The organism is Planktothrix paucivesiculata PCC 9631 (assembly GCF_900009265.2).
Lineage (GTDB): Bacteria > Cyanobacteriota > Cyanobacteriia > Cyanobacteriales > Microcoleaceae > Planktothrix > Planktothrix paucivesiculata.
The window spans coordinates 296,686-314,135 of sequence record NZ_LR735021.1; the positions used below are offsets into that span (position 1 = coordinate 296,686).

Genomic DNA, 17,450 nt, shown 5'->3' on the forward strand with positions numbered 1-17,450 from the left:
TATTGTTAGATATAGTTAATATTAACTCATTTGTTGAGGAGTTTAAGGTTGTGATTGTTTCTGATAATTTAGCTCCAGATTTAATAGTTAATAAATCTCTGTTTCCAGATAGTTTTTTGATTACAATTGCGCCTCTTTTGTTAGAGGAAATTTATGCTTTAGCTGATGATCCCAGAAATGGTGCAATTGTGGTGATGAGTGGTATGGTGAGAAATCAAACCGATGGTCAGCCCGTAGAATCCTTAGAATATCAAGCCTATCAACCGATGGCAATCAAAGTCTTTGAAAAAATTGCGACGGATATTCGCACTTCATGGTTAGATGTGACCCGTGTGGTGATTCATCATCGGGTTGGACGGTTAAGAATTGGTGAAATTAGTGTTTTAATTGCGGTGGGTTGTCCTCACCGTCGAGAAGCGTTTGAAGCCTGTCAATATGCAATTGATACCTTAAAACATAGTGCACCTATTTGGAAAAAAGAACATTGGAAAGACGGTTCTAGTAGTTGGGTGAGTATTGGTGCTTGTGAAACAAATTGTTAATCTGAATCAAACACTATAGCAATCCTATTTGAGTTGTGTTCAAAATTGTTGATCAAAAGGGAACGGGGAACAGGGAACAGGGAACAGGGAACAGGGAACAGGGGTAATACTTCTGGCTGTTTCATGTAAGTATTAAAATGTTACAACCTCGGCGCGGATTGCTATATTTTAGACCGTTCTGAGAAAGGAATAAATCCCAAGGCAAAAGTCTAAAAGTCGCGCCGGGCAGTGGGGATTTTCTCAAGATTGGGATAAACTATAAATAGTTAACGCTATGCAGCCCATTAATATATCGTGTCTCCCCAACCTACAACTACTTCCAATCCCAAAGCCCTCGCTGCTTTAGACGATCAGCTTTCTAATCGTTTCATTCATCTTGACCCGGCCGGATATTTTATTATTTATATTAATCAAAAAGCGGGATTAATCTGTGCCGAACACTATACCAATGCTATCAATGAAAAAGGACTTGCGGTTGATCCTGAAACCGGAGAACCTTTTCCTTGTACGGGGAGTTTGAAGCGCGAACCTACAGCTATTTTTAGTGGAAAAACTGCTAAGGAATTAGGGATTAAAATTACTGAAGAAACCCAACCTTGTCCCGTGAGTTGTTTGGATCATGCGTTATATTTGGGACGGGAATTTGTACGGGCGGAAATCGCCTTAATTTCCGGGTCTGATTATATTCAGGATTAAAATTAACTAGAGACGTTGGTGGCAACGTCTCCATCCTCTTGATTAGAGATCTCCGCCACGAAAAGCCAGTAAGATAATGACTGCCGGGCCAGCCACCACAATCAGACCTAACATTGTAAGCTGGGCAATAAGCTCAAAGTTGATATCGCCTAAAAAACTTGTAATCGCGTCCATTATTCCTCCAAACTTAACAAGTGTAAATATTGACTATCTAAAAATCAACAGTTGATCTTACCAGGCGATCGCACCTTCATTTTAAGATTTTTCACAAAACGCAATACAACGACCGGGGTATCCAACCCAGGAATAAGCCCTGATCGGGTTTTCTATTCCCTAGGATAGAGGAGGGAGTGGCTGATCTTGAGATAGGTAGACCAATCTGAGGACAGAACGCGATAATCGTGGTAAAGTCATGCTCATCAAACCCATTTTAATAAATTCCAAATCACTTGAATGCACATTGCTTGGCTTGGAAAAAAATCACCCTTTTGCGGTAACGTTACTTATTCTCGGGAAATCACTAACGCCCTGTTAGACCGGGGCCATCGAGTCAGCTTTCTGCACTTTGCCCATGAAGGAACGAACGACCGCAACCCAGAATGGCAACTGGAAAACGGCAACTGGAAAATCTCTACTGAGGACAAAAATGGGAAGGTGACACCTTTTCCCATGACTCAGGAGGTGTCTTTACCCTGTCTGTATAAGTCTCAAGTCTATACAATTCCCACCCTCAGTTCTAGCAAAGTCTTAACAAAGTCCCTAGAACGGTTGAAACCCGATGTGGTTCATGCGTCCCTGACCCTTTCACCGTTAGATTTTGTCTTACCTGAAATTTGTGCGGAACTGAATATCCCCCTGGTGGCGACCTTTCATACGCCCTTTGACCATAAATTACGGAATTTTCAATCGGGGACACAACATTTAACCTATCAAATCTACGCGCCTTTTTTGGCGAACTATGACCGTGTGATTGTGTTTTCCCAGGTTCAACGGGAGATGTTAAACCGTCTGGGAGTCCAAAAACATAGGGTAGCGGTGATTCCCAACGGAGTAGATGGGTCGAAATATTCTCCCGGGCCATCGAACTTTAAGGAAGAATTAGGGGCGGAACGGGTTTTTGTCTATCAAGGCCGTTTGGCTACGGAAAAGAATGTTGAGTCACTGCTCAAAGCCTGGAAGAAGTGCAATATGGGGCCAGGATGTGTCTTAGTCATTGTTGGTGATGGGCCATTAGAAGCCTCTCTCCAGGCATCCTATGGGTCAGAAGACGGAATTATCTGGTTTGGGTTCATCGGGGATGAAGACCGACGGATTGAAATTCTGCGGGGGGCTGATGTCTTTGTTTTACCGTCGAGGGTGGAAGGCTTATCGATCTCTTTATTAGAGGCGATGTCCTGTGGTACCGCTTGTGTGGCGACGGACGCGGGGGCGGATGGGGAGGTTATGGAAGGCGGCGCCGGAATTATTATGAAAACTGAGGGCGTTACTTCCCAACTGCGAACCCTATTACCTTTATTACGAGATCATCCTGAAATGATCCCCCTAGTGGGTCAAAAAGCCCGTCAACGGGTTTTAGAACGCTATACCCTGGATCAAAATATTACCCAATTGGAACATCTCTATCAAGATTTATTACAAGAACAGCGTTTGCCATTAAGCCACGTTGTTTAGTCAGTTGTAGGGGCTGGGTTCCCCCACCCCTGCTCAGTTATCAGTGTAAGAGTTAAGAAAGATTATGTTACGCAATATGCGATCGCTCACAATCAAAAACTAATCGCCACCTTTGATGCTTTATCTCTAGGAATTTGCATGGGTGTAACCAAACAACAGCAGTTTGAGTAAGTTTTCTTGGTAAACAAAGAAAAAACGTTAACATTGATGCTGATAAATAACAATCTAACTCAGTTATTAGTGAATCTTTAGTGTTTTTTTAATAAGAGCAGATAACGGTGGTATTTGAGGGAAGAATTCTCAAAGAGAAAGCCAGCGATGAACAGATGATGCGTGAGCAACTTGCAAAGGCATCCTGGGTGATAATTAGGGTAACGCTTCAGCCAAGATAGAAGCTACATATTGATAAAACTATGACGCGCGAAGATTTGCTACTACTCATTGATCAGGCATTAGATGAGGGATGGAAAAAGCTAGACCTATCAGGTAAGGAACTAACCGAACTGCCTCCAGAGATTGGCAAGTTAACGCAACTCGAAACTTTTAACCTCTCAAGTAACGAACTGAAGCAGATACCGGAATCGATTACTCAATTAGTTAATTTGACTGCGCTTGACCTCGAAGACAATCAACTGAGGGAGATCCCTGAATCAATTAGTCAATTAGTCAATCTGACTAAGCTTGACCTTACAGACAATCAACTGAGGGATCTCCCCGAATCGATTACTCAATTAGTTAATCTAACCGACCTTTACCTCTGGGGGAACCAACTCGTAAAGCTACCTGAATCGATTAGTCAGTTAGTCAATCTGACCAAGCTTAACCTTGCATTCAATCAACTGAGGGAGATCCCCGAATCAATTACTCAATTAGTTAATCTAACCGACCTTTACCTCTCAAGGAACCAACTGGGAGAGATCCCTGAATCGATTACTCAATTAGTTAATCTAACTAAACTTAACCTTACATTCAATCAACTGAGGGAGATCCCTGAATCGATTACTCAATTAGTTAATCTAACTAAACTTAACCTCTGGGGGAACCAACTGAGGGAAATCCCCGAATCGATTACTCAATTAGTCAATCTGACTGACCTTTACCTGGGAGGCAACCAACTGAGGGAGATACCCGAATCGATTAGTCAATTAGTTAATCTGACTGAGCTTGATCTCTCAAGCAACCAACTGAGGGAGATACCCGAATCGATTAGTCAATTAGTTAATCTGACTAAGCTTGACCTCTCAAGTAACCAACTGACAGAGATACCCGAATCGATCACTCAATTAGTCAATCTGACTAAGCTTGACCTCTCAAGTAACCAACTGACAGAGATACCCGAATCGATTACTCAATTAGTCAATCTAACTAAGCTTTACCTCGGAGGCAATCAACTGACGGAGATACCCGAATCGATTACTCAATTAGTCAATCTGACTGACCTTTACCTCGGAGGCAATCAACTGACGGAGGTTCCAGAGTGGCTTGAAGAGTTAGCCAATCTTGAAAAATTAGATCTACGCCAAAATCCATTGCCTATTTCTCCAGAAATTTTAGGCCCCCCAGAGATTTATCAATATCCTGGTTCTATCGAAAAAATCTTTAACTATTGTCGCCAACTTCGGAACGGTGAAGTTCGTCCTTTGAATGAGGCTAAGTTGCTATTGGTCGGTCAAGGTAGCGTTGGTAAAACCTCTTTAATTAATTGTCTGATTCATGACAAATTCAACCCGAACGAGTCTCAAACCGATGGTCTAAATGTTACCACTTGGTCTGTTCATGTCAACAGCAAAGACGTACGCCTTAACGTTTGGGATTTTGGAGGACAAGAGATCTACCACGCCACTCACCAGTTCTTTCTCACCAAACGCAGTGTATATGTTTTGGTCTGTAACTGTCGTACCAGTGAAGAAGAAAACCGCATCGAATACTGGCTTAAATTGATTGAAAGCTTTGGCGGTCAATCACCTGTTATTATTGTTGGTAATAAAAAAGACGAACAGCCCCTCGATATTAACCGTAAAGCATTACGGGAAAAATACCCCAATATCAAAGCAATTATTGAAACGTCTTGCCAAACTAACGAAGGCATTGATGAACTTTGTCAGGCTATTACCCTAGAAGTTGGACAACTCAAAGAAGTCTATGATCTCCTTCCCCTTTCCTGGTTTGAGGTTAAAGAACACCTGGAAAATATGAATGAGGATTTCATTAGCTATAGCAAATATGCCTGTATTTGTGATAACAAAAATATTTCTGAAGAAAATAACCAAGATCAATTGATCGATTTGCTGCATCGGCTTGGCTTGGTACTTTGCTTTCGTAACCACCCCATTCTTCAGTCTACCAATGTCCTTAACCCGGATTGGGTTACTGAGGGGATCTATGCTTTGCTGAGTGATGAAACCCTGAAAACTAAAACTAAAGGAATCCTTACCTTCGACGACCTTAGCCGGATTCTTGACCCGCAACGCTATCCTGCAAAGCTACACTACTACCTAACGGAGCTAATAAAAGAATTTCAACTTTGTTTTCAGCTTCCCGACTGTCCCGTACCCAAATTTCTGATCCCTGGACTCTTACCCAAAGATGAACCGGAAAATACGGATCTTGAAGATAACACTTTAGAATTTCAATATCACTATCGGGTTTTGCCCGAAAGCATCATGTCTCGCTTCATTGTTCTTACCCACGAAAAAATTCACAACCAAATTTACTGGCGCAGTGGGGTTATGCTCGCATACACCGAAAACCAAGAAACCTACAATGTTGCTCGCATCAAAGCCGATCTTGAAGATAAGAAAATTTTTATCTCGATTGACGGTCGTGAAACCACGCGGCGCTCATTTTTGTTGATGATTCGTGATGTATTCAACAGAATTCACAGCAGTTTCACGAACCCTGAAGTCAGTGAATGGGTTCCTGTTCCTGGCTATCCCGACCATCCACCCCTCGACTATCAAGAACTCCTTGGCTTGGAAGCAATGGGAGAAATAGAATATCCGATTGGTAAACTACGCACCAGAGTTAATTTGCGTCAACTTTTAGATGGTTATGAACCCATCGAAGTACGACAAAAACGCTACATGAACAATGCTAAGATGAACTCAGGAGAGAGCGAAGAATTCTCTAAGCCGATCCAGATTTTTAACCACATCCATAACAATAATCACCAAGGAAATTATAAACCTATGACTGGGATTACAAACAATAATCAAGGCGCGAATATTGGTAACTTAGTTAATGAAGCGAAAGACAATGCTCAAGTGACAGCATCTATCGGTAGTCAAACCAGTGGCGTTAGCACTGCCGAACTGTTACAACTCATCGCCACTATGCGCCAAACAGCCACGCAATTTCCTCAAGATATTCAAGAGGATATTATTATTGAGATTGATGATGTAGAAGAAGAACTTAAAAAACCTGAAAATAAACGCAACTTAACTCGTTTGCAAAAGCGGTTGCTGGCTTTAGCAATGGTGGGTTCAATGATGGCGACTCCCATTGCAGGGATTACTGATTTTACGAATAATGCCTTAGATTTAGCCAATAAAATGGGCATTGAGCTTCAGCTTCCTTCGGCTCCCAAATAGGTAGAGAACCGACTTTTCTACTAGCCTTATTAATTTTTTGTTCTAGTTGCGATCGCCCACCGTCAACTTCTCAAACCCAATGTTATTATTTTCTTATAAAATTATTAATAAACTATGCTAGAAATTTCTAAGATGGTAAGCATCCCAGAGCATGAAATTGAAATGAGTACAGTTCGTTATCAGGGTGCAGGGGGGCAAAATGTTAATAAGGTTGCCAGTGCAATTTAGGAAAAGCTCATAGGTAACAAATAGCTATAATTAAGCTACAAGTTTTAGTATAAACTTCCTTCAATCTATTGAGTTAATGACTTTACCTAACCAACCCCCCTACAACACCTTAAAACCCAAGGCAACGAGTACAGTCGGTCGTGGAAAAGTCGTTAAGCTAGATGCAAGTCCAAGCTTTTCTCAATGGAATGATGAATTTGTTACGTTGTGTTTAGGTGATAGCCTAGAACATTATGAACAATGGGAACAACCGACTGTAATTGTTTCAGATGGGGCTTATGGTGTTCTAGGATTTGAAGGAGATACATCAGATCATCTTGATTTACCTCAGTGGTATGAACCCCATATTCAAGCTTGGTCAAAAGCAGCGATGCCTTGTACGACGCTTTGGTTTTGGAATTCAGAAATAGGTTGGGCTGTTGTTCATCCCATTCTGGAAAAATGCGGTTGGCGTTATGTGAATTGCAATATTTGGAATAAAGGGAGAGGTCATATTGCAGGTAATGTTAATACCGAAAAAATTCGTAGGTTTCCAGTTGTTACAGAAGTTTGTGTTCAATATGTTAGAGAAGTAACAATTAACGATTTGCCGTTGAAAACATGGTTGCTGAAAGAATGGAAACGTTCAGGACTACCCCTCAAACGAGCAAATGATGCTTGCGGTGTCGCAGATGCAGCAACCAGAAAATATTTTGATCAAGGACATTTATGGTATTTTCCCCCGCCAGAAATGTTTGAACGTCTAGTTAATTATGCCAATGAAAAGGGTAATTCAGAAGGTAAACCCTATTTTTCTTTAGATAATCAACGCGCTTTGACGAAACAAGAATGGAGCAAAATGCGCTCAAAATTTCAATGTCCTCATGGGTTTACAAATGTTTGGGAGCGTTCGGCTTTACGAGGAAATGAACGAATTAAAACCAAATCGGGTAAGGCGTTACATCTTAATCAAAAACCCCTTGATCTCATGAGTCTAATTATTCAATCTTCCAGTGATGAAAATGATATTATCTGGGAACCGTTTGGAGGTTTGTTTAGTGCTTCTTTGGCAGCACGTCAGTTAAAGCGAAAAGCCTATTCCTGTGAAATTGACCCAGACTATTTTTACTGGGGTACAGAGAGATTTAATCCAGAATTTTATCAATACTCTCTTCTTTAATATCCAAATAAGTTTGTAAAGCTTGCTTAATTCTTTCCTCTTTACGGCTGGATAAAAGTCTATTCCATTGCCCGATCTTCATACCACACATTTCAATGTTAAAGACACGCTGTTTAAATTGCTCAATACCTGGATGTTCAATTCTATCCATCTTGGCAAAATTTGTATCGAGTCTGTATTTGTAGCGGGTGAGTAATTCGCGTAACTGTAATTGATATTCTCTGGTTGGTTTGTAAATTCTTCCTTCACTGCCCCATAATTCTACGATTGTTTGTGCTTCTAAAAGCTCCTGAGTAGAACCTTGAAATTTATAGCCATTGGTGTTGGTTTGTTGTAAATTTGCTGTTCTCTGAGTCGTATCCTCTGGCTCTAAAACCAGATAATCCGGTGGGTTATGATAATGATTATCCCTAGCAGCAGCTACAGACAAACCGGAAACAACACAGACATCAATAATTCGAGGCTTACCATAAATAATATTTTCCGGTAGCCATGCCAATATTGCAACATAAGTCTGGTCAAATTGGAAGTGATTTTGACTATCTTTGAAACGTGCTGTTATTTCCGTTGCGAGGGGAAACCAGGCTTTAATTTCTAAACCTGGTATGGGTTGAACGTTTCCAACAAAAATAGTATCGGGAAAGCCAGGGTCTTGCCGTTGCCACTTGCCAAACTCGGAAAAATCATCTTGTTTATTCAGAAACTCAACTGTATTAAATTCAATCAAATTTCCTAGGAGTGGCGAAAGCTTTGAGATAACTTTAGATAGATTAACTGCGGCATCTACAGAAATCGGTTTGGAAATATCCAACAGATCAAAAATATGTCCAGACAAGCCATCTAAATAATGAGATGCTAATCTGATTACCTCCTGTGTATTCATCTTTAGCAATAAAAGATTGTGGTTTATTGAGAGGGGTTGTCTAAGTCATCAGTAGGGGCAAAGTAACCCCGCCCCTACAACTGATGAGTGTTTCCAGGCTTGGGCAAATTGGAAGACATATTCTTCTTGTTCGGTGGTTTCAACACAATATTCACGGGTATGGCGGACAATCGCGATCGCATTTTCTGGACTATAACCCAGGGTGACTAAGCAACAAGAAACAATCGTTCCCGTGCGTCCAAATCCCCCCATACAGTGAACAACAACAGTTTTACCTGCTTTGGCTCGGTCAAGAATTTGAGGAACTAGGTTAATCACTCCTGGCATTGAGGTGGGAACTTTCATATCGGGAATGGGAAACCAGAGGGTTTCCATCCCCCTAGCTTGGGCTTCGGGAAATAAGGTGGGAATTTGGACTTTATGGAATTCGTGGGGTTCAATTAGGGATACCAAAACATCGGTGTGATAGAAATAGCGCAGGCGGTCTAGGTCATGATATAAACTACGATCCCAGAGAAGGTGCATCCCTTGATGGGATTTTCCCGGGGCGTAGGTCATGCCAATTTTTCCGGTGTAGGGGATGACATCGGGGGTGAGAAAATCAACGTTAATCGGGAAGTTACTGGATGTTCTGGGGTAGTTCATAGTCAAGCGAATGGGTTTTGATGTCAACCTGCTTTACAAATTGTAATCAAAACCTTAGCTTTGGTCTATAGCGCTACGCACTAGGCAACAGGCAACAGGCAACAGGCAACAGTAAGTCTCTACTAAATCCACAGACGCGCCATGGCACGTCTCTACTAAATCCTCATTACCTATTACCTATTACCTATTACCTATTACCTATTACCTATTACCTATTCCCTGTTCCCTTATTCGGATTTAAGTGATGCCATATCGATACAGAAGCGGTACTTAACATCGGACTTGAGCAGTCGCTCGTAGGCTTCGTTAACCTTCTGGATGGGGATAACTTCCACATCTGCGGTGATATTGTGCTGGCCGCAAAAGTCTAGCATCTCTTGGGTTTCTGCGATGCCGCCAATATTAGAGCCGGACAGACTGCGACGGCCCATGATCAGGCTAAATGCCGCGATGTCGAAGGGCTTTGGGGGTGCGCCCACCAGGGTGATGTTGCCGTCGCGGGTGAGCAGGTTGAGATAGGCGTTGATGTCGTGATCGGCGGATACGGTGTCGAGGATGAAATCAAAGCTGCCAGCGTGCTTCTGCATCTCGTCGGCGTTGCGAGACATGACCACTTCGTCAGCACCGAGGCGGAGGGCGTCGTCTTTCTTATTCGGTGAGGTGGTGAAAACAACGACGTGGGCTCCGAAGGCACGGGCGAACTTCACACCCATGTGGCCTAGTCCCCCCAGACCGACTATGCCGACCTTCTGGCCCTGGGTGACACCCCAGTGGCGCAGGGGCGAGTAGGTTGTGATCCCGGCGCACAAAAGGGGCGCGACTCCAGACAGATCGAGGTTGGCCGGAACGCGGACAACGAAGCGTTCATCGACGACGATGCTATCGGAGTAGCCCCCATAGGTAACGCCTCCGAGGTGCTTGTCGGGAGAGTTGAAGGTAAGGGTCAGGTTTGGGCAGAACTGCTCAAGACCAGCTTGGCAATTGGGACAAGTGCCGTCCGAGTCAACCAGGCAGCCGACACCAGCGAGATCGCCGGGCTTGTACTTGCTAACGGCCGAGCCAACCTGGGTGACACGGCCAACAATTTCATGACCGGGGACAATTGGATAGACCGTGGGCATGACGCTGCTCCACTCGTCACGCACGGAATGGATGTCGGAGTGGCAGATCCCGCAGAACAGGATTTCGATCTGTACGTCGTGTTCGGTTGGCTCACGACGCCCGATCTGGCTGGAAGCCAGGGGTGATGTGGCACTGGCTGCGGAATAAGCTTTTGTGTTGTACATCAATTGATGCTCCTATGGGTGACTAGCGGACGGGTCTTTTGGCTGATTAAAACTGAGTTTTCTCTTGAACAAATTGTAATCAAAATTTTAGCTTTGGTGTACGATGAGTTCTCTTAGAAAGTAAAATTGATCATCCTGGGTGCGTCCTAGATATCCCGTTAGGGGTGAGGATAGTTCAATCAGTAAATCTCGCACAGCATTATCATTGAGCTTAGGCTCATATTTAGCGTTATGTTGAACTCTAACTTCTACTACGGAACAATTTTGAGTAGGTAAGTTTAAGTTTGAACTGTTGTGAGTGTTTAGCTCTTTAATTGCTTTAATAATCTGCGATCGCAATTTTAAACGATTAATTACTATGTCGATATATTCATCTATTTTATCATCCATTTGTCCGGCTTGTAAATAGTTTTTGAGTTCAATTAAATTCACCGAACCGGGATATTGAGCTTGGAGTTTAACCAGTTTTTCTAAAGTCATGGAATTAATAATACTAATTTTAAATTCTTGGGCTGATTTCTGTACTTGTGGTGTGGGTTTACCAGGGCCAATAATTAATTTAACCGCTTGATTAAATAGTTGCTGACCGAGATGGGTTCCTCCGAGTCGAATTAATTCTTGTGTTGCGCCTGCGGGAATTGTGAATCCAGCTTTACATTCTCCCACCATTGGATAGGGTTTTGTACAATATAAATCCATTCCCCCTGCTCCACCTTTAGCATTTTGATCAAGTTCAAATCCTAAAAATTTTAAACTCTGATGAACAATGTTCTCAAAATCGGTTCCCGCTTGATAATTACTTGTCCCTTCTGGTTCATGCTCGCGGTTTCCTAATGGTACAATTTTATCAATCCATTCTAAGTCTAACGGGTTTGAATTTAAACTAGATGCAGTTTTCCAACCCAAAAAATCATGGATATTTGCTTTTAATTGTTGTAAACCGATTTGTTCTTTCTGGGATAGATGATCATTAGGATATTTTGCGATCGCATTTTCTAATTCTTCTAATTCAGGATGTTCTGGCGGTTGACGATTAAGAATTTTTCGATATTGTCTTTCAAAGTTATTATCATCTAAAATTGCCTGACTTTCATCAACCGTTATGGCATAAGGAAGGGAAATAAACCGACTATTAGAAACTGGATCAATTTCTAGCGGTTGCGGAAGTCGATAAACTCGAAAATACGCTAGAAAAATATGACCTCGTTGTTCTAGGGTTTTGTGTAATGCTGCTGTTGTCCAAACGGTTAATTTTGATAAAGATTCAAACTGTTCAGGTTCATCAAGAATTTGGCAAAGTTCACATTTAGCCCAAACTTTGATTTTAATTTTATCCTGATTAAGTTCTGCAATACTCTGTTTAGCAATTGGAATAAAACCCGGACGATAATATTGTTCTAAGGGTAAGGAATTAAATTCAATATCCGTCGGATAAAGGGCAAATTGTTCCCCTAGGTGCATAAATCTGCGAGGCATTAACAAGATATTTCGACCTTGGTTTAAGGCTTCAATATCAGGCGCAGGTAGACACAAAGCTGTTGAAATTGTAGTCATCTGAATCAAAGAATTTATAGGATTAAGTCACTATCTAAACTAGAGGTAACGTGAGGAATAATAATAGAAATATCTTCATCAATTAAACCATCAGGTGCTTGACCGGAAGGGTCACTCAGAATTTCACAAATGATCGGATTTTTAAGGACTAATTCTGATTTTTCGATAAAGTCAAAAATTTGTTCTGGTTTTACCCCATAGCTGTCTTGATTTTTGTAAACTGCGTATATTGCTAATAAAGGTTTAATATCTTCTTCGGGTAAGCGAACCCATTCCCCACCTTTTTCGTTTTGAAGTTCGTTGAGATATTTGTGTGCTAATTTGGCACCAGGATTAATTGTTTTAGATCGAACTAAACACCCTCGCGTTAAATCAAATTTTTTATAATTTCCAAGTTGTCTAAGAATAGCCTGGATTATAGCCCCTCCTGATTGCTGAATCACAGCTAATCCAATTTTAACAGGTTGAGTATTTTCTTCTCCATTAATTTTGAAATGAAGATAACAGGTTTTTTGTTTAAATCTTTGAATACTTTTAATTTCGACATTTTCAATCGTTTGTCCGATTATCCGTTCAAAGCTAAAAGCAAGGGTTTCCGCAAGTTTATCACTGTCTTCTAAAAGGTCGGTAATTTTCTGTTCAACTTCAATAATTTCGGTTTCAAAGGCAGATTTAACTAAATCATCATTAATGATAGGATGAACAATTTTGCTTTTCCAATTGGCAGTACACCAACTTAAAACATCCCGTGTCATCGGTCTTTGTTTCCCTAATTCTATCAATTGATCTTTGGTAAATGGATATAAAGGATTAGGAGGAACAATTTGATGTTTGGTGTAAAATTCTTCTAACCATTGAGATACTAATGCTATGATATCATCTGGTTTTAAATAGTTTAAATAAATCGGTTTTCCCAATTGAGGATAACTAGCAATTCTATGGATAACGGCTTCGGCTTGTTGCAAAGATTTAACATTCTGTAACCAAGTGGGTTCATACATTGCCAGAACCAATAAACCTCGGTTAATATTATTGAATAAATCTTTCGCGAAACTAGCAGTGATTTGGGGTAAGGAAAAACCCGTTAACTCATCAATATAAGGTGCATCAAGTTCATCAAAACAGATAACCGGAATTTTATATTGACTAACTAAATTCAGAATTTGGCAAGTTGTTTTGAAAGATTCTACTTCTTTTTCTCCAGTTTTGAAGTTGGGTAATCCCATATCTTGAGCTTGTCTTTCTGCTAACTCCATCCCCGATAACCAATAAGTTGCATAGATGGCGTGGGGACGAGAAAGTGTCCATAAAATAGCTCTGACTATATATGGATTTTCAATGATTTGATTTTGTTTGGAAAAAATTAAGTCTGTAAAATGATCTATAGCCTTAGTTGAATGTTGATTTAACCAATCAGGAAATCTTGGAATATATTGTTCTGCGGTATAGTTCCATCCTTTAGCTTGATTAATTAAATGGGCAGCTATTTCTTGCCATTGCATGATTCCTTCATACTGACCATAAGCTCTTAAACTTGAAGTTAGGGTTTCCAGAAATTTGCTTTTGATTTTAGAGAGTTTTTCTCCATAGTCTCCCATATAAATAAACAAGACTTGATCGGTTTGTTTATAATGATGGCGAATGCGACTAATTACTTGAGTTTTGCCTAATCCTCGATCACCAACAACTGTAATCCCTACAGTTTGCATAGAGTTTTGATTTATTTTACTAATAGCCTCAAAAACTGTATCAGAAACATGAGCATTAATTGAGGGTACATCGGGTAAACTTTTATTCCAGACTTGAGAATTTCTAACTACTGTATGTCCAGCAAATGGGTTATGTTGCTGAATCAGATCGTCAATATTACTAAACTCAGAAGCAGTCATAATTTAACCAAAAATAAGGGGTGAATAATGAACAAATTAGCAATTTTATAACCGTTTAGCATAACAACGTAAGCCAACCAGTTCTGTGCTGATAGAATCTTCAATTTTGTCTGATGCGCTATCTTCTACACTCCCTCCAATCAGTTGAAAAATATCATTTGCTTGCATCTCTAAAATCCATTCACTGAACTGTGAACGAGTAACTTGATCACCGATAGTCCGACGAATGCGATAAATCGGGACTAAATTATCGAAGTTATAATCCTTATTTAATTGATCATACACCTGAAGGGCGATCGCTTTAAACTCATCATAGGAAGCGATCGCAGCTTTTTTAACAAATGTTGCCGAAGTTATTCCTTGATTCAATTCTCGAATTAAACCCACCAACCCATTAGCTAAACGAGCAGCGATAACCGTTCCATCAAACACAAAATCAGGACTACTTAAAGCATCAATTAACATTCGTTTTCCCGTATCTGTTATCGATACCATGGGGGTTTGATTTTGCTTATAAATCTTAATAGCTTCGGCCGCTTTCAATTCCTCATAAACCGTTTGGGCAATGCCAATTTTTTTGTTATTGCGTTTTTGCTTAACTTTACTGGTCAATTCACTTTTTTTGACTTCTCCCTCCGTCCCACTCATCGCCCACAAATTTAGGAGGAGCCGAGTTTTATCCATTATTTCCGTCGTAGCAGTAACCGAATTAGACGAATCCAGAGCAGGTGTTGAAGACATATTAGGAATCACAGTAGGGAAAAATATACTCCTATTTTACAGCAAACTTGTCTGAATTAAAAGCCCAGTTGTTCATTTTAATGAGACAAACTCCGTATATTCTCGTAGAGTTTATAAAATCTTGATACCAAAGTTGATGGATCAGGACTTACGCACCCAACCAAAGAAACGGGGTTTTTTTGCGAAAATACTGAGTTGTGACCCAGATATTCTCTAAAAAACCGGGTTTCTAGCGCCCCATGGGTAAGTCCTATGAATTTCCATGCTTGGGAAGTTTTTCGCACAAGATCTGTCCAATATCGATTAAGCTGTTGTTAAATTAGACTGTCCGATTTATCGGTTTGCTCATGTCCGTTTCTTCCTCCCCAAACCCCAAATACACAGAACTGCTTAATCGCCTCACGGAAATTAACGATATTAAAGCGGCTATTTCCCTCTTGCATTGGGATCAAGCCACCTATATGCCCCCAGGGGGTGCCCAGGCCAGAGGGCGACAAATGGCCACCTTACGCCGCCTTGGCCATGAAAAATTCACCGATCCGGTTTTAGGTCAACTCTTGGAAGACTTACGGACGGAGGAAGCGAACCTTCCCTATCCTTCCCTAGAAGCTAGTTTGATTCGGGTCAGCCGTCGAGATTATGAGCGGGCGGTGCGGGTTCCCTCAGCCCTGATGGCGCGAATCTCCCAGCATCAATCCGCCTGTTACAATGCCTGGGCTAAGGCGCGGGAAGCCCAAAGTTTTGCTCTGGTTCAGCCCTATTTGGAAACCACCCTAGAATTGAGTCAGGAGTATGCCGGGTGTTTTCCGGGATATGAACACATTGCCGATCCCTTAATTGATCAACAGGATCAGGGGATGACGGTGGCAAAGGTGCGATCGCTCTTTGAACCTCTGCGTCAAGAATTAGTGGCGATCGTGGAAACCCTCGGTAATTGTGTTCCGTTAAATGACTCTTGTTTGCATCAAAATTTCTCCTCAAAAGAACAACTCAAGTTCAGTCTGGGGGTAATTCAATCTTTAGGTTATGACTTAAAGCGAGGACGTCAAGATAAAACCTTGCATCCGTTTATGACCAAATTCTCCATTGATGATGTGAGAATTACCACCCGTGTATATGAACACCATCTGGAACAAGCGTTATTTAGTACGATCCATGAAGCGGGTCATGCTCTCTATGAACAGGGAATTGCAATGGAGTTAGAAGGAACACCTTTAGCGGGGGGAGCTTCCTCGGGTTTACACGAAAGTCAAGCTCGTTTATGGGAGAATATTATCGGTCGCAGTCGCGGGTTTTGGGAATGGTTTTATCCTCGGTTACAGGGGGTGTTTATGCGGCAGTTAGGACAGGTGACAACGAATCAGTTTTATCAAGCTATTAATAAGGTTAATCCTTCTTTAATTCGTACCGATGCCGATGAAGTTACCTATAATTTACATATTATGATTCGGTTTGATTTAGAGTTAGCGATGTTGGAAGGAAAATTAGCTATTTCCGATTTACCTGAAGCCTGGAATCAACGTTATAAAAATGATTTAGGGGTGATGCCAACAACGGATGCTGAGGGCGTATTACAGGATGTGCACTGGTATATTGGATTGATTGGGGGAATGTTCCAAAGTTATACGTTAGGGAATTTAATGGCCGCTCAAATTTATGATACTATCGTTAGTTTTGATCCTGAGATTCCCTTTGAAATTGAACGGGGAAGTGTGAAGCGGCTGTTAGAATGGTTGCAACAAAATATTTATCAACATGGCCGAAAATTCACCACCTCAGAATTAATTGAACAGGTGACGGGTTCACCTTTAAAAATCGATCCATTTATTCATTATTTACATCATAAATATGAATATCTGTACAATTGTAAATTATAGATATAGTGCTACGCACTAGGGAACAGGGAACAGGGAACAGGGAATAGAGAATACTTCGACTTCGCTCAGTAACAAGGGAATAGAAAAAAGTGATGCAATTTATTCCCCCGGTAAGAAATCTTTTTCTAAGATTTGTTCCAAGGTATAAGGACATTCTTGGGGAAAAATACTTGATTTTAAGGAAGTTTCTCGCCCAGCTAAATCCAGCCCATCCCTGTAACTTTCCACCACAGCATCGCGTAGGTAAGGTTTTAAGCTAGGACTTTCTTTAATTAGTTCTTTAATTTGATAACGTTGTTCATAAATAGTATTTGACCAACTCCGAGAACGTTTCCCAGGTTGATATTCCCATTTTAATAAATGACCGATTAAAACCCTTAAACGATTCCTCAACTCCCGGCGGTCTTGTTTACCCAAAGATTCAATCTCCTCAACTAAATTCGGCACATCTAAACTATCCCACGCCCCCTGTCGCAATAACTTTACTTGCTCCACAGTCCAAGCATAGAAATCCGTTTCGTACAAATCAGAAGATTTAGAGAGATTTAATTCTATTGAGTTCATAGCTGATCAGATTAGAATTTCTATATTTAACAGCTTAACAGTTTTCAACTATATAGGACTTACGCAGAATACCCAATTATACACCATCTGTAGGGGCGAACGGCCGTTCGCCCCTACTAGATATG

Annotated in this window: 15 protein-coding genes; 7 read left to right on the forward strand and 8 right to left on the reverse strand. The window is 41.1% G+C overall.

Translation table 11 applies throughout. From position 1 onward, the window contains the following. The first annotated feature begins 53 nt into the window (after positions 1-53). Positions 54-542 carry a molybdenum cofactor biosynthesis protein MoaE gene (locus PL9631_RS18575; RefSeq protein WP_083622629.1) on the forward strand — a complete coding sequence of 163 codons (489 nt, stop codon included), beginning with the start codon at positions 54-56 and terminating at the stop codon, positions 540-542. 294 nt (positions 543-836) lie between these two features. Next, positions 837-1,238 (forward strand): DUF4346 domain-containing protein, encoded by a 402-nt coding sequence (locus tag PL9631_RS18580; RefSeq protein WP_083622580.1) that lies wholly within the window; start codon positions 837-839, stop codon positions 1,236-1,238. 42 nt (positions 1,239-1,280) lie between these two features. Here the strand turns inward: PL9631_RS18580 and psb30 are convergent, their stop codons facing one another. Next, positions 1,281-1,412: a photosystem II reaction center protein Ycf12/Psb30 gene (gene psb30, locus PL9631_RS18585; RefSeq protein WP_026785372.1), complete on the reverse strand. Its 132-nt coding sequence runs from the start codon at positions 1,410-1,412 to the stop codon at positions 1,281-1,283. A 279-nt stretch (positions 1,413-1,691) separates the two neighbouring features. On the opposite strand from psb30, the gene PL9631_RS18590 reads away from it, so the two are divergent. From PL9631_RS18590 to PL9631_RS18605, 4 genes are all read left to right on the forward strand, one after another. Continuing rightward, positions 1,692-2,909 (forward strand): glycosyltransferase family 4 protein, encoded by a 1,218-nt coding sequence (locus PL9631_RS18590; protein ID WP_083622581.1) that lies wholly within the window; start codon positions 1,692-1,694, stop codon positions 2,907-2,909. A gap of 413 nt (positions 2,910-3,322) precedes the next feature. Continuing rightward, entirely contained in the window at positions 3,323-6,499 is a 3,177-nt protein-coding gene (locus PL9631_RS18595) for a leucine-rich repeat domain-containing protein (protein ID WP_083622583.1), read from the forward strand. A gap of 132 nt (positions 6,500-6,631) precedes the next feature. Further along, positions 6,632-6,727, forward strand: a complete 96-nt coding sequence (locus PL9631_RS26815) for a peptide chain release factor-like protein (protein ID WP_269321707.1) — start codon at positions 6,632-6,634, stop codon at positions 6,725-6,727. Positions 6,728-6,803: 76 nt separating this feature from the next. Beyond that, positions 6,804-7,886 carry a DNA methyltransferase gene (locus tag PL9631_RS18605; RefSeq protein ID WP_083622584.1) on the forward strand — a complete coding sequence of 361 codons (1,083 nt, stop codon included), beginning with the start codon at positions 6,804-6,806 and terminating at the stop codon, positions 7,884-7,886. Here PL9631_RS18605 and PL9631_RS18610 read toward each other — a convergent pair. From PL9631_RS18610 to PL9631_RS18635, 6 genes are all read right to left on the reverse strand, one after another. Further along, positions 7,852-8,769: a hypothetical protein gene (locus PL9631_RS18610; RefSeq protein ID WP_083622585.1), complete on the reverse strand. Its 918-nt coding sequence runs from the start codon at positions 8,767-8,769 to the stop codon at positions 7,852-7,854. The two genes, PL9631_RS18605 and PL9631_RS18610, sit on opposite strands and share 35 nt — an antisense overlap. 48 nt (positions 8,770-8,817) lie before the next feature. Then, entirely contained in the window at positions 8,818-9,414 is a 597-nt protein-coding gene (locus PL9631_RS18615; RefSeq protein WP_083622587.1) for a cyclin-dependent kinase inhibitor 3 family protein, read from the reverse strand. Between the two features lie 227 nt (positions 9,415-9,641). Continuing rightward, complete coding sequence (locus tag PL9631_RS18620; protein ID WP_083622588.1) at positions 9,642-10,700, reverse strand: NAD(P)-dependent alcohol dehydrogenase; 1,059 nt, start codon at positions 10,698-10,700, stop codon at positions 9,642-9,644. A gap of 87 nt (positions 10,701-10,787) precedes the next feature. After that, on the reverse strand, positions 10,788-12,254 hold the full coding sequence (locus tag PL9631_RS18625; protein ID WP_197046427.1) for a DUF1802 family protein: 1,467 nt from the start codon (positions 12,252-12,254) through the stop codon (positions 10,788-10,790). Between the two features lie 14 nt (positions 12,255-12,268). Beyond that, positions 12,269-14,143: a hypothetical protein gene (locus PL9631_RS18630; RefSeq protein ID WP_083622592.1), complete on the reverse strand. Its 1,875-nt coding sequence runs from the start codon at positions 14,141-14,143 to the stop codon at positions 12,269-12,271. A gap of 45 nt (positions 14,144-14,188) precedes the next feature. Continuing rightward, a complete protein-coding gene (locus PL9631_RS18635) occupies positions 14,189-14,884 on the reverse strand; it encodes a hypothetical protein (RefSeq protein WP_083622594.1) in 696 nt (231 codons plus the stop codon). 347 nt (positions 14,885-15,231) lie between these two features. Here PL9631_RS18635 and PL9631_RS18640 point away from each other — a divergent pair, with 347 nt between their 5' ends. Beyond that, positions 15,232-16,761 carry a carboxypeptidase M32 gene (locus tag PL9631_RS18640; RefSeq protein ID WP_083622595.1) on the forward strand — a complete coding sequence of 510 codons (1,530 nt, stop codon included), beginning with the start codon at positions 15,232-15,234 and terminating at the stop codon, positions 16,759-16,761. Positions 16,762-16,860: 99 nt separating this feature from the next. Here the strand turns inward: PL9631_RS18640 and PL9631_RS18645 are convergent, their stop codons facing one another. Next, the gene (locus PL9631_RS18645) at positions 16,861-17,325 is read right to left on the reverse strand and encodes a DUF29 domain-containing protein (protein WP_083622597.1); all 465 of its coding nucleotides are present in this window, start codon (positions 17,323-17,325) and stop codon (positions 16,861-16,863) included. Positions 17,326-17,450: the final 125 nt, after the last annotated feature.